This is a genomic window from Pseudomonas sp. BW16M2 (assembly GCF_014268865.1).
GTDB classification, from domain to species: domain Bacteria; phylum Pseudomonadota; class Gammaproteobacteria; order Pseudomonadales; family Pseudomonadaceae; genus Aquipseudomonas; species Aquipseudomonas peradeniyensis.
Map to the genome: position 1 here is coordinate 1 of NZ_JABWRI010000027.1, position 12,976 is coordinate 12,976.

The window sequence follows — 12,976 nt, forward strand, 5'->3', positions numbered from 1 at the left end:
AGGCCGTGTACGTAGCGCATCGGGCGCTGGCCGCGCAGGATGGTGAACAGCGCGGGCTTGTCGAGCAGGTGGGCGAAGTCGACGTTGTCTTCGTAGCTGACCAGTTCGAGCACCAGCGTGAACGGGGTGCTGAGGGCTTCGTCGAGGGTGAACGAGACCACCTCGAACGGGTCCTGGCTGGCCAGGGGCTCGAAGCGGTAGCTCAGGTTGGATTGGTGGGTCATGGCACTCCAGTGTTTATATGTAACTAGTTGTTATCTGGAATTGTCAGGGCTGCAGAAGAGTCCGTAGGACCCTGTAAATGGCGAGCAAGAAAATGCCCCTGGCAAAGACGAAGGCCTAGGCTAGAACGATGTTTAAAATAATTAAATAAACTTTGCGTTCTTATTTTTGTGGGTTTGTAGGATGTTTCTTAGTTGGTGTTTTATTAATTGTTACTACTTGGTGAAAGAGTCCGGCCGGATACAACTAGATTCGTTTTTCGAACCCCGGCCCGCATCAGTCTTGCCCTGGATCAACGCCTCCACGCCCATTCCGGCGGATGCTGAAAACCTACCGTCAGCTTGAGAGGATCCGGCCATGAGCAGCACGTTCTTCATCCCTGCCGTGAACATCATGGGCATCGACTGCCTGGACGAGGCGATGACCGCGATCGCCGGCTATGGCCTGCGCAAGGCATTGATCGTCACTGATGCCGGGTTGGCCAAGGCCGGCGTCGCCGAGCGCATCGCCGGGATGCTGGCCATGCGCGACATCGATTCGCGGGTGTTCGACGGCGCCAAGCCCAACCCGAGCATCGCCAACGTCGAGGCGGGCCTGGCGATGCTGCGTCGCGAGGGCTGCGACTGCGTGGTCTCGCTGGGGGGCGGCTCACCCCATGACTGCGCCAAGGGCATCGCCCTGTGCGCCACCAACGGTGGGCATATCAGCGACTACGAAGGCGTGGATCGCTCGGCCAGGCCGCAGCTGCCGCTGATCGCGATCAATACCACGGCGGGCACGGCCAGCGAGATGACCCGCTTCTGCATCATCACCGACGAGGCGCGCCACGTGAAAATGGCCATCGTCGATCGCAACGTCACGCCGATCCTCTCGGTCAACGATCCGGCGCTGATGGTCGGCATGCCCAAGGGCCTCACCGCCGCCACCGGCATGGACGCGCTGACCCACGCCATCGAGGCCTATGTCTCCACCGCCGCCACGCCGATCACCGACGCCTGCGCGCTCAAGGCCGTGAGCCTGATCAGCGACAACCTGCGCCAGGCCGTCGCCGACGGCGGCGACCTGGTGGCGCGGGAGAACATGGCCTATGCCCAGTTCCTGGCGGGCATGGCGTTCAACAATGCCTCGCTGGGCTATGTGCACGCCATGGCGCACCAGCTGGGTGGCTTCTACGACCTGCCCCATGGTGTATGCAACGCGGTGCTGCTGCCCCATGTGCAGCGCTTCAACGCCAAGGTCAGCGCCTCGCGCCTGCGCGACGTGGCCAAGGCCATGGGGGTGAAGGTCTGCGGGCTGGACGCGGAGCAGGGCGCCGGGGCGGCGATCTCGGCCATCGAGCACCTGGCGGCGGCCATCGGCATCCCGGCCGGGCTGGCGGAGCTGGGGGCCAAGGTCGAGGATGTGCCGGTGCTGGCGGCCAATGCCTTGAAGGATGCCTGTGGGTTGACCAATCCGCGGGTGGCCAGCCAGGTGGAGATCGAGGCGATCTTCAAGGCGGCGTTCTAGCCTGGTCGAGTCATCGCGGGGCAAGCCCGCTCCCACACAAGCCAGCTCTCACAAGGGCCGTGAAAATCGGCCCTTGTGGGGCTTGCTCAGCGTTCGCGCATGAAGAACCCAGCCACGTACTTGCGGAAGGTCTCCAGGCTCTTGAAGTCGGCGTAGCGCTTGAAGTTCTCGGCATCCGGCTCCGGCCCGATCGGCTGCTCCAGCAACGACACCGACAGCACCCGGTCCTGGTCCGAGGTCAGCACCAGTTCGTCCATCACCTGGCCGCCGATCACCGGGCGGCGCATCAATACTTTCACCCCCTTGCTCGCCATCCAGTCGATCAGCGACACCAGCGCCTTGAGCGGTTCGCGCTCTTCGTCGCGGTACACCGGGAACAGGTGCCCACGTGACAGCACCGGCACGCTGGCGACATGGATCAGTTCGTAGAAATGGCTGCCGGCGGTGGCCGGCGAGTACAGCGCCAGGGCCAGCAAGGGGCCTGAAGCGCGGTTGCCGCCCCAGTAGTGGTGATGGCCCTGGAAGTCGAAGCCGTCCTCGCTGCGGTTGTTGAACACCTTGCGGCCCTTGATCTGGTCGACGCAGTCGAGCAGCAGGCCATGCCGGCGATGGTTGCCGAACACCGTGGCCTCGCGCAGGCGCGCCTTGAGCATCATCATGTGCTTCATGTCCAGGCGCGTTTCCAGGTAGTTGCTGGCCGGCACTCGTTCCAGCAACGGGTAGCGCCCGGCGACGCCGCGCAGCTCGGCGAACTGGGCGGTGAGGTCCTTCTTCAGGTGGGTGGCGTAGACGTTCAGGCCGCTGGCCTCGATCCAGGTCAGCAGCAGCGACAGCAGGCGTTGCTGCTCGCGGCGCTCGCCGGGGTCGCGTGGTCCGGCGGCCGCTTCGCCATCACTGGCACGGCGGTAGTCGCCGAGCAGCCGCAACGGCGCATCCGGCGCCAGCCAGGCCGCGGGAGACGTGTTGTCCTCGGCGCTTGCGCCGGTCTCGCGCTCATCCTTGCTGAACGGGCAGCCCGGGGTGTGTTCGGGGGTGTCGGGATTGTTGCGCAGGAACAGGGTGCCGGTGTTGCCGTTCAGCGACACGTTGAGCACCGGCAGGGCGTCCTGGCGGCAATCGCAGGCCAACCATTGGTTGGCGCTGCGCACTTTCATCAGCCACTGGTTGGCCTGCAGCAGGCGGGGGCCGGCCAGGGTGCCGGTGGCGAAGCTGGCCAGCAGTTCCTCTTCGGCCAGGGTCAGGCTGTGCACCTGCGCGCCGGATTTTTCGATGATACGCATTGAGAGGCAGCTCCAAGCTACAAGCCTCAAGCTTCAAGCAAAGCGCGGCGGCTTTCAACTTGAAGCTCGCGGCCTGGAGCCCGCCGCTCATTGGCCGCTGAACAGCTTGGCGGCGCGGGCGCGGATTTCCTCGGGGGTGAGGTCTTCCTTGTGGGTGGAGACGAACCACAGGTTGTTGAACGGATCCATCAGGGTGCCGCTGCGGTCGCCGTAGAACTGGTCCTGCACTTCGCGCACTTGTGTCGCGCCAGCACGCAGGGCCTGGGCATAGACTTTGTCGCAGTCCTCTACATACAGGTGCAGGCCGACCCCCGGGACCTCGATGTCCTCGCTGGGCTTGAGGCCGCCCTCCATGTCACAGGGTGAGCCGAGCATCAGCGACGAATCACCGATTTTCAGCTCGGCATGGCCGACGCTGCCGTCAGGGCCTTCGAGGCGGAACATCTCGATGGCGCCGAAGGCCTGCTTGTAGAATTCGATGGCCTTGGCGGCCTCCCTGATGCCGAGGTAGGGGGTGATGCTGCGCTGGCCTTCGGGGATGGGTTTGACTGGCATTTTCGTAAGCTCCTTTCACGTGGGTTGTTGTGTGCAACAGCCTGGTGATTAGAGTCGTCTACGCGGATGGAAAATCGACAGTCGCGTTATATCGATTGTCGATAAAAAACCATGTTTATGGGTTTATGCGATCGGGGTAGGAGCGGCCTTGTGTCGCGAAAGGGCTGCATAGCAGCCCCGGCGATTGATGCTTTTACGCTGAAAATCTGGGGCCGCTGCGCGCCCCTTTCGCGACACAAGGCCGCTCCTACAGGGGAAGTGCGTGAAGCTTTAGAAAATGTAATCGGTGGTCAGGAAACTCGACTGCCGGTTACGGATGATCTCGCTGATCAGTTCCTTGTTCGCCTCCTGGAACTTGGTCGCCACCAAAGTACGAATGGAGAACACCCGCAGCGCATCATGCACCGACAAGGTCCCCTCGGCGCTGTTCTTGCGGCCGTTGAACGGGTAGGTGTCCGGCCCGCGCTGGCACTGGGCGTTGAGGTTGATCCGGCCGACCTGGTTGGCGAAGGTGTCGACCAGCGCGCCGACGGTCTCGGGGTCGTTGCCGAACAGGCTCAGCTGCTGGCCGTAGTCGGAGTCGAGCACGTAATCGATCACCGTCTGCAGGTCGCGGTAGGGCACCACCGGCACCAGCGGGCCGAACTGTTCCTCGTGGTAGACACGCATGTCCTGGCTGACCGGGTAGAGCAGGGCGGGGTAGAAGAACGAACCGCGACTCTGCCCACCGCCTTCGTTGAGTACCCGCGCGCCCTTGGCGGTGGCGTCGGCCACCAGGCCGTCGAGGTAGTCGACCTTGCCCGGTTCCGGCAGCGGCGTCAGCGCCACGCCTGGCTCCCAGGGCATGCCCGGCTTCAGCGCGGCGAGCTTGCGCTGGAACTTGTCGAGGAAGGCATCGACCACGTCCTCGTGCACGAACAGGATCTTCAGCGCCGTGCAGCGCTGGCCGTTGAACGACAGGGCGCCGGTGACGGCCTCTTCGACGGCGTTGTCCAGGTCGACCTGGGGCAGGACGATGCCGGGGTTCTTGGCGTCCAGGCCCAGGGCCGCGCGCAGGCGGTGCGGGCGCGGATGGAGCTTCTTCAGGTCGCTGGCGGCCTTGTGGGTGCCGATGAAGGCGAACACGTCGACCTTGCCGCTGGCCATCAGCGCGCTGACGGTCTCGCGGCCACGCCCGTAGATGACGTTGATCACCCCCGGCGGGAAGCTGTCGCGGAAGGCCTCAAGCAGCGGGCGGATCAGCAGCACGCCGAACTTGGCCGGCTTGAACACCACGGTGTTACCCATGATCAGTGCCGGGATCAGCGTGGTGAAGGTCTCGTTGAGCGGGTAGTTGTAGGGGCCCATGCACAGCGCCACGCCCAGCGGTGCCCGGCGGATCTGGCCGAGTGTGCCCTGTTCGAGCTCGAAGCGGCTGGAGCGGCGGTCGAGGTCCTTGAGCGCGTCGATGGTGTCGACGATGTAGTCGCAGGTGCGGTCGAACTCCTTTTCCGAGTCCTTGAGGTTCTTGCCGATCTCCCACATCAGTAGCTTGACCACCGCCGTGCGCTGCTCGCGCATGCGCGCCAGGAAGGCCTCGACATGCTGGATGCGTTCGGCCACGCGCATGTTCGGCCAGGCACCGCGGCCCTTGTCGTAGGCGGCCACGGCCGCGTCGAGGGCGGTCAGCGCGGTGTCGGCGTCCAGCAGCGGCGCGCTGCCGAGGATCACCTGGCGTTCGCTGTCGCCCTCCTTGAGCCATACCGGGCTGCGCACGGTGGCCAGCGGCCCGTCCCAGCGGCGCAGCTCGCCGCCGACCAGATAGTCGCGTTGCTCCAGCGGCGCGCCCAGGCGCCAGGCTTCGGGGATGTCCTCGGGGGCGGGAAACAGCGAATCGAGCAGACGGTCCATGGGTACTGCACCTCTCAAATCCGGATGGTGAAACGCTTCAGCCTGCGAGCATGCGCCGACCGGCTGAAAATTGCCAGCCTGGCGCAGCCGCACGCGGTCATTCCTCGAAGGGCGGCGGGAACACCTCGGCGTCCATCAGCCGCATCGCACCGATCGACAGGCCATAGTCCATGGCCCGTGGGTCGGCGAACGTGCGCAGGCGCTGCCACAGCTGCGGCTGAGTGTAGTCCGGCAGGTCCTGCAGCCCGCGCAGGTCACGGCGATATTGCAGCGGCAGGGCGTTCCAGATGCTCCAGTCGTCGACATCGGTGTCCTCCAGCATTTCTTCGTACTCGGCGTCGGCCACCAGCAGGTCGACGCCATTGCGCTCGTAGTAGGCCTGGATCTGCTGGCTGACGCGCTCGCTGAGTTCGGCGCTCTCCAGCCACAGGGCCTGGCCCGCCACCCGCGACAGGTGCAGGTCGTCCGGCAAATGGGTGAAGCGGTTATCGCGCAGATCGAAAACGATGGGGCGCCAGTCGTCATCGTTGCGCAGGCCGGCTGGCCAGTCCGCCAGTTCGCAGGTGTTGAGGTTGAGCATGTCCAGCGCGGCCAGGCGGCTCAGGTCCGGGCTGCGGGCCAGCGGGTTGTGCGACAGGTCGAGCAGGCGAAGGTTGTCGAGGCGATCCAGGACAACCTGGTTGGCGTCGTTCCAGAGGATGCTGTTGCCTTGCATATCCAGCCATTCCAGTGAGCGCGGCACCGCGACCGCTGGTATTTGCTCGAAGCCGCAGTTCATCAGGTGCAGGCGTTGCAAGTCGGGAAAGCGTTCGAGGAACTCCGCGGGCAGCTCGCTCAGGGCGGGGTTGGCGCCCAGGTCGATGCGCTGGATATGGGTGAAGCGATCAGGTAACGCCAGCGAGGCCAGGTCCTGGTTGGTCAGGTTCAAGTCGGTCAGGCTGATCAGGTGGATGACCCGGCCTTCTTCCTCTGAGTACTCCGAGATCCGTTGCCAGTTGCTTACCAGCCGGCGTGCGGCGGCCTGGCGCAGCGGGTTGTTGCCTGCCCAGGCACGCATCTGGTCGCGGAACGCCAGCAGTTGCCGTTCCAGTTCGGCGAGCTGCTGTGCCGGATTCAGGCCGGCCTCGAACCATTGGGTCAGTTGCTCGTTGACCTGGTAATCGGCTGTTTCGGGGTAGAGCGCGCGGTAGCGGCGAAAGAACGCGCCGACGTCGATGCGCTGTGCGGGTGGTGCAGGCTCGTCCATACCGCCGCGTAACTGACCATGGTTGCCCCAACCCGACGTCGAGTCGTTCAGTAGACGTCCGGCCATGGCTCGCTCCGACAGGGCCAGCGCGTGGATCTTGCGGCGCAGTTCATCGATGTTGGTGGCCGTCAGGCCAAGGGCCGCACGGTCGCCGGAGGAGAGGGCCTGCACGATGGCACGGCAGAGGTCGTGGTCCTGCTGCAGAGGGACCGGTCGTTCTCCGAGGTAGGCTTCGTAGCCCTCGGCAGACTTGAGCACGGTACAGACACGACTGGCGTCCAGGGTACCGGCGACCAGCAGCAGCGGGCCTTGGGGGGACGCGGCCCGCAGCTCCAGGCGCAGTTGCTCCGGCCAGCCAGGCAGCTGCGGCATCGCGTTGATGATCAGGCGCTCGCTCAGCAGGCTGGCTTGCTCGGGAAGATACAGCCCCTTCAGGGCGTTCTTCAGGACGCTCTCGTCACGCTGATCGACGCGCCGCAGGCGCTGGCTGCCGTCTTCGAGGGTGACGGGTTCGAGGCTTTCCATCAACGGGCTGCCGGCAAGGCGTGACGCGGTCTTGCCGGCCAGATGCAGCCCGCCGATCAGCGCCAGGTTGAGGCCCACCGACTTGAGGTGGGCCATGGCCTGCTCGCGGTCACCGACCTGCCAGGACTCATAACCTTCGTAGGCTTCATCCAGCAGTTGGTAGGCAATTACCGCGGTCATGATCGTGCCTAATGCGGGGACGAACATGCCGGCGATCATCAGCATGTCGAGGCCGGCGCTGGCCCAGAGGGCCTTGCGCGCCTTGAGCGCCTGTTCGTCGGCCTGCGCGGTAGGCACGGCCAGTTGTCGGGCTTCGTATTTCAGGCGTGCAAAGTGGTCGTCGTGGAGGAAGTCGTACAGGTCTGCGGCGATGGGCAGGGTGCGCAAGCGCAGGTTGCCACCGGCATTCTGACGCAGGCGACTGGCGAACTGGCCCTGCTGCTCGCTTGGCACATAAGCCATGAAACCTTGGCGAAATGGCTCCTGCTGCAGGTCGCTGCGTAACTGTCGGTGCAGGGTTTCGAGGTTATCGAAGGCGCGCAGGCTGTCTGCCTGTCCCGGCAGGTACAGCACGATGCCCGGAGTGCCGATGTCGATCAGGACGGCCTCGTGCAGGGTGATGCCGAACAGGCTCAGTTGGCTACTGGGCAATGCTTTGCCATTTTCCAGCAAGGTCTGCAGCGCATCCCATCCCGCACCACTGAGGCGGTTGCGGACTCGGGCGAGGTCAGCCGCCAGACGCAGGCTGTCCTGGTACACGCGCAGCGCCGCCGGGCGCACGCCGGACGCGGCGAAGGCGGTATCGAGGTGATCCTGGTAAGCCTGGCCGAGGTCCAGCTCGCGGCAGGTTCTGGCGAACGCTTCGGGTGTCAGCGCCAGGGGCTTGATCTGGATCTGCTCCGAAGGCAGGTCGATATCGACTTCGGTCTCGCTGTCGCCCAGGGTCGTCTTGCCGGTGACCACGGTCTGGCTGACCTGCCAGTCGCTGTCCAGGGCTAGGGCGCTGTCGCGGCTGAAGGTCACGGTGTCGCTGAAGTTGTGCAAGGCGGCTTCGAGCAGACTGCGGTGTTCGTGGTGGGTAAGGTAGACCTGGAAGCTGTAGAGGTGCTTCACCCAGACCAGTGATGTACTACGCAGCGGTGCGCTGAATCCGTGTTGCGTGCGCAAGCGTTCGGTGAGCAGGGGCTCGGCGAATTCGTTGATGTTATTAAGGCCGCGTAGGCGCCGTGCCAGCGCGCGTTGCGCCTGCATCAGGCGTGTCTGGCTGGCCTCGACCGCTTCGCGCAGGTGCGGCGCAGCATTGGCGAACCAGGCCGCCTCGGCGCCGGGCAGGCCCTGCGCCGGCAGGATGGCGTCGCTCAGTTGCTGCCAGTGTTCGGCACTGGCTTCCCTTGCCCAGGTGGGCAGTCGGCGTTGCAGAAGGGCGTGGTGTGGGTGAACGGTATCCGCTGTCATCTGTGGCTCCTTGCAAAGCGCACATCAGAGCAGCCGTGACGGGGCTGTGGGAGGTACAAGTTTGTACCGGCAAAACAAACCTCAACATTGGCCGCGCAGCGCCGATAACTGCGTAATTGCCTGCCATCGCCTGCCTATGATCACTCCCCAGCCCCCACAAGACCCCACGCCAGCCCCAGCCGGGACCTTGCGCCAATCGCTCAATCGCCTGCTGCCGGTCGGTCTCGCCCTGGTGGGTATCGGCCTGTCGGTGGCCCTGGGGCACCTGGATGCGCAGCGCGAGCGCAGTGAGCAACTTGGCAATCTTGCGGCCCGCCTGGCAGGGATGCGCGGCACCCTGGAAGCCCAGTTGGGCGCGGCATTTGGCGAGGCCGAAGGCATCGCCCAGTTGATCAGCGCCGACGGTGGCATCAGCCCGGCGCACTTTCACGGCATGGCCCGCGATGCCGTGCAGTCGGTCCCCTACATGCGTCATATCGCACTGGCGCCGGGGGATGTGATCAGCGATGTCTACCCGATGGCGGGCAACGAGCGGCTGATCGGGCTGGACTATCGCCAGCTGCCAGACCAGTTCCCGCTGGTGCGATCGGCCCGCGACCAGGCCCAGCCGGTGCTGGCCGGTCCCCTGCTGCTGTACCAGGGTGGCCGGGCGCTGGTCTACCGGCGCCCGGTGTTCGTCACTGGCAAGCGCGGCGTGCGCTTCTACTGGGGCAATGTGTCGATCGTCGCCGATATCGACCGCTTGCTGCTGACGGCGGGATTGCGCCCGGATACCGAGTTCGAGGTCGCCGTGCGCGGCGGCGACGGCAAGGGCGCCGAGGGTGCGTTGATCTGGGGCGATCCGAAGCTGTTCGACACGTCGCAGGTGAAGATGACCGTGGAAGTGCCGGGCGGTGTCTGGCAACTGGTGGCGGCGCCACGGGGTGGCTGGTCGGGGCTGGACCTGTTCGGCTCGCCGCTGTTCCTGTTCGCCTTGAGCTGCACGGGGCTGTTCAGCCTGTTCGTCGCCCAGCTCAACCGCAAGCAGCGCCTGCTCGAGCAGCGCAACCGCGAGCTGCAGCGCTACCAGGCCCAGCTCGAACGCCTGGCCCACTACGACACCATCACCGGGCTGCCCAACCGGATCCTGTTCCAGCAGCAGCTGGGCGCGGCGATCCTGCAGGGGCATGGCCTGGCGGTGCTGATGCTTGATATCGACGGTTTCAAGCAGGTCAACGACAGCCTCGGGCATCCGATGGGCGATCTGTTGCTGCAACAGGCGACCGCGCGCTTCTTGCAGGAACTGGACAGCCAGGACCGCCTGTGCCGCCTGGGCGGCGACGAATTCGTGTTCATGCTGCAAGGCGCCCAGGGCCAGGTGAACCACCAGGTCCGTGCCTTGTTGCGCTGTCTGCAGCGGCCATTCGACCTCAATGGCAACGCCGCCCTGGTCACCGGCAGTATCGGCCTGGCCTGGTGCCCGCAGCACGGCGAGGACGCCGACAGCCTGCTGCGCCATGCCGACACCGCCATGTACGCGGCCAAGGAAGCCGGGCGCGATGCCTGGCGGCCTTACCACCCGGACATGACCGAGCGCCTGCAGCAGCGCCTGGAGCTGGAACGCAACCTGCGTCGGGCGCTGGAGCACAACGAATTCGAGCTGTGGTACCAGCCCAAGGTCGATTTGTTCAGCGGCCAGCTGGAGGGCGTCGAGGCCCTGCTGCGCTGGCGCGACCCCGAGCATGGCCTGGTCTCGCCGGGGGAGTTCATTCCCCTGGCCGAGCGCACCGGGCTGATCATCCCGCTGGGCGAGCGGGTGCTGGAACTGGCCTGCGCACAGCTGGCCGAGTGGCGCGCCGGCGACGGCCTGCCCGGACCGCTGGCGATCAACGTCGCGGCCTTGCAGATCGAGCGCAGCGACTACGTCACCAGCCTGGCCTCGGCGTTGGAGCGCCATGGCCTGCCGGCCAACCTGCTGGAAGTGGAGATCACCGAGAGCCTGCTGATGGAGAGCCAGCAACAGGCCTGCGCGGTGCTGGCGCAGCTGCAGGCCATGGGCGTGGCCACGGCGGTGGACGACTTCGGCACCGGCTATTCGTCGCTGGCCTACCTGCGCGCGTTGCCGATCGATCACCTGAAGATCGACCGCGCCTTCATCAAGGACCTGCCCGGCGACGATGACGCAGTGGCCATCGCCAGGGCGATCATCGACCTTGGCCACGCCCTGGGTTTTCGCATCACCGCCGAGGGCATCGAGACCCAGGAACAGTACGATTTCCTGCGCCATGCCGGCTGCGACCAGGGCCAGGGCTTCCTGCTCGGGCGACCGATGCCGGCCGAGGCGCTACGTCGCTGGCTGGCCGAGAACCATGAACGGCGGCATCGGCCGCCGGGGCGTTAGCTCGCTTGCTCGATGCTCAGGCTCGCATACCCCACCCGCGGCACCTGTCCCAGGCGCTGCTCGACCAGCGCCAGCAGCGATTCGCCGCTGGCCAGGTAGGCGTCGCCGAAATCATGCCCACCCAGCGCGCTGGGATGGGCCACCAGCTCCAGCACACCATGCGCGGGGGCCAGGCCGGCCTTGAGGTCGGCCGGGGTGCAGACGAAGTCGGCGGTGCTCCCGGCGAGCTGGCGCAGGCGCCAGTTGAGCAGGGTCTTGAACGCGCGCTTGGCCGGCCCGATGTTGTGCCCGAGGTTGCGCGCCAGGCGCACCGGCACGCCCTGGTCGCGGGCGAAGCGGGCGACGACGGTGCCCACCGGCCAGATGTTGTGCACGTGCTGGTGCGAGTCCAGGTGGCTGGGCATCAGGCCATGATCCAGGCAGTGTTTCCATTGGGCCTCGAGCTCCGCTTCCACGGCGGCTCGCTCGCGGCGTGACAGGCGCAGGGTGCGTTGCTTCAGGCGCAGGTCGAACTCGCCGTGGGGCGTGCAGAAGCGTGGCTCGGCCAGGATTGCCTGGCTCAGCGGGCGACCGTAGGTGAGGTTGAAGTGCAGCCCGATGCGTCCCTTGAGCGCCGGCTGCTGGGCCAACGCGCAGGCGGCGGCAAAGGCCGGCATGTTGGCCATGGCCGTGGCCGAGCTGATCAGTCCGGCCTGGAAGGCGTGCAGGATGACCGCGTTGGTGTGGGCACTGAGGCCGAAATCGTCAGCGTTGACTATGACCTGGGATGGCATCCGGGCGCTCCTGTGACGGGGTGGGGGCGACAACATCGGCTTCGTTGCGCGGCGAGCGCCTGCGCAGGCGTGGTTTGAGCCAGTGCCAGCAGCGCTGCGCCAGGCCCAGCAGCACGCCGTCGGGACGCCAGCTGTAGCTGCTCAGGCGCCACTGTTCGAGCTGGCCGGTCATGCGTTCGTGCAGTTGGTGGCTGGAGTTGTCCAGGCTGACTCGCGAGGCGTCGATCCATTTCCAGTCCGCATCCAGGCCCCAGTGGATCCACTCCTCCAGGAGCACGCGGCCGCTGCCCAAGTCACGGTGTTCGGGCACGAAGGCGAGGTTGTAGTCGTAGACCCGGCCGCGCTCCACCAGGCCCAGGCGGTAGCTGATGCAGCGCCCGTCCAGCTCCAGCAGCACCAGGCACACCAGGCCTTCGCCGGCCAGCGCGGTGAAGGCCTGGTCCATCCACTGGCGGCGCAGGGGGCCGGAGAAAATGCCGACCTCGTCGTCGCCTTTCCAGCTCACGGCCTCGACGGCGCTGATGGCGTCGAGCAGTTCACCCATGTTCTCGGCGGTGGCCATGACCCGGCGCACGCTGGCGCCGCAGGCGTTGATCCGTTTGCGCGCGCGGCGCAGCTTGTAGCGCGGATCGCCGCTGACCTCCTGGCGATCCTGTTCGTTGATGCGGTGCACCGGCACGCGGCAGGTCAGGCGCTGCTGCCAAGTGGAGCTGGCGCCGGCCCACTGGCGCAGCCAGCCTTCGTGCTCGGCGTTGTCTGGCACCTCGTTCAGTTGCAGCAGGGCATGGGGCATGTGCTTGCGGATGGCCTGCAGGACCTGGTCGGCGTACAGCGCCGGCAGGTCGATGAGCAGGGCGATGCGGTCGCTCAGCGGATAGCCCAGGTGGCGTACCACCGGCGCGAACAGCGGGCCGAAGGGCTCCCGGGCGCGGACCAGTGGCAGGCACAGGCACAGGCGTTCGTCCTGGAAGCCGAGCAGCACGCCGAGCCGCTGGCTGGGCAGCAGGGCGGCCTCGGCGGCGCGCAGCCAGCCGAGGTGATTGAACGGCGTGCTGCCGGGCAGGCGCCGGCGCAGCGCCTCGTAGTCGGCGGCGGGGAAGTCGTCGCTGCGCAGCGAGGCGCACCATCTGAGCTGCAGGGCCAT

The 12,976-nt window shown here is 66.2% G+C and carries 8 protein-coding genes and 1 pseudogene; 2 read left to right on the forward strand and 7 right to left on the reverse strand.

Annotation, left to right across the window (positions count from 1 at the left end; translation table 11 throughout):
* Positions 1–224 (reverse strand): annotated as a pseudogene (locus HU735_RS20545) (type VI secretion system tip protein VgrG); the annotation flags it as partial.
* Between the two features lie 355 nt (positions 225–579).
* On the opposite strand from HU735_RS20545, the gene yiaY reads away from it, so the two are divergent.
* The gene (gene yiaY / locus HU735_RS20550; RefSeq protein ID WP_186715001.1) at positions 580–1,728 is read left to right on the forward strand and encodes an L-threonine dehydrogenase; all 1,149 of its coding nucleotides are present in this window, start codon (positions 580–582) and stop codon (positions 1,726–1,728) included.
* Positions 1,729–1,814: 86 nt separating this feature from the next.
* On the opposite strand, the gene HU735_RS20555 is transcribed toward yiaY, so the two are convergent.
* From HU735_RS20555 to HU735_RS20570, 4 genes are all read right to left on the reverse strand, one after another.
* Complete coding sequence (locus HU735_RS20555; RefSeq protein WP_186715002.1) at positions 1,815–3,008, reverse strand: hypothetical protein; 1,194 nt, start codon at positions 3,006–3,008, stop codon at positions 1,815–1,817.
* 87 nt (positions 3,009–3,095) lie between these two features.
* Positions 3,096–3,563, reverse strand: a complete 468-nt coding sequence (locus tag HU735_RS20560; protein WP_186715003.1) for a VOC family protein — start codon at positions 3,561–3,563, stop codon at positions 3,096–3,098.
* 270 nt (positions 3,564–3,833) lie between these two features.
* Positions 3,834–5,453: an NADP-dependent glyceraldehyde-3-phosphate dehydrogenase gene (locus HU735_RS20565; RefSeq protein WP_050705448.1), complete on the reverse strand. Its 1,620-nt coding sequence runs from the start codon at positions 5,451–5,453 to the stop codon at positions 3,834–3,836.
* 97 nt (positions 5,454–5,550) lie between these two features.
* Entirely contained in the window at positions 5,551–8,679 is a 3,129-nt protein-coding gene (locus tag HU735_RS20570; RefSeq protein ID WP_186715004.1) for a DUF6543 domain-containing protein, read from the reverse strand.
* A gap of 325 nt (positions 8,680–9,004) precedes the next feature.
* Here HU735_RS20570 and HU735_RS20575 point away from each other — a divergent pair, with 325 nt between their 5' ends.
* Entirely contained in the window at positions 9,005–11,059 is a 2,055-nt protein-coding gene (locus HU735_RS20575; RefSeq protein WP_238349869.1) for an EAL domain-containing protein, read from the forward strand.
* On the opposite strand, the gene HU735_RS20580 is transcribed toward HU735_RS20575, so the two are convergent.
* Positions 11,056–11,832: a ChbG/HpnK family deacetylase gene (locus tag HU735_RS20580; RefSeq protein WP_186715006.1), complete on the reverse strand. Its 777-nt coding sequence runs from the start codon at positions 11,830–11,832 to the stop codon at positions 11,056–11,058. The genes HU735_RS20575 and HU735_RS20580 overlap by 4 nt on opposite strands.
* On the reverse strand, positions 11,804–12,976 hold the full coding sequence (locus HU735_RS20585) for a GNAT family N-acetyltransferase (protein ID WP_186715007.1): 1,173 nt from the start codon (positions 12,974–12,976) through the stop codon (positions 11,804–11,806). The genes HU735_RS20580 and HU735_RS20585 overlap by 29 nt, the downstream gene beginning before the upstream one ends.

What these genes read in the sequence shown, in the direction of transcription:
- yiaY (WP_186715001.1), top strand. Translation starts at nt 580, where the DNA reads ATGAGCAGCACGTTCTTCATCCCTGCCGTGAACATCATGGGCATCGAC.
- HU735_RS20565 (WP_050705448.1), bottom strand. Translation starts at nt 5,453, where the DNA reads ATGGACCGTCTGCTCGATTCGCTGTTTCCCGCCCCCGAGGACATCCCC.
- HU735_RS20560 (WP_186715003.1), bottom strand. Translation starts at nt 3,563, where the DNA reads ATGCCAGTCAAACCCATCCCCGAAGGCCAGCGCAGCATCACCCCCTAC.
- HU735_RS20555 (WP_186715002.1), bottom strand. Translation starts at nt 3,008, where the DNA reads ATGCGTATCATCGAAAAATCCGGCGCGCAGGTGCACAGCCTGACCCTG.
- HU735_RS20585 (WP_186715007.1), bottom strand. Translation starts at nt 12,976, where the DNA reads ATGGCCCTGCAGCTCAGATGGTGCGCCTCGCTGCGCAGCGACGACTTC.
- HU735_RS20575 (WP_238349869.1), top strand. Translation starts at nt 9,005, where the DNA reads ATGCGCGGCACCCTGGAAGCCCAGTTGGGCGCGGCATTTGGCGAGGCC.
- HU735_RS20580 (WP_186715006.1), bottom strand. Translation starts at nt 11,832, where the DNA reads ATGCCATCCCAGGTCATAGTCAACGCTGACGATTTCGGCCTCAGTGCC.
- HU735_RS20570 (WP_186715004.1), bottom strand. Translation starts at nt 8,679, where the DNA reads ATGACAGCGGATACCGTTCACCCACACCACGCCCTTCTGCAACGCCGA.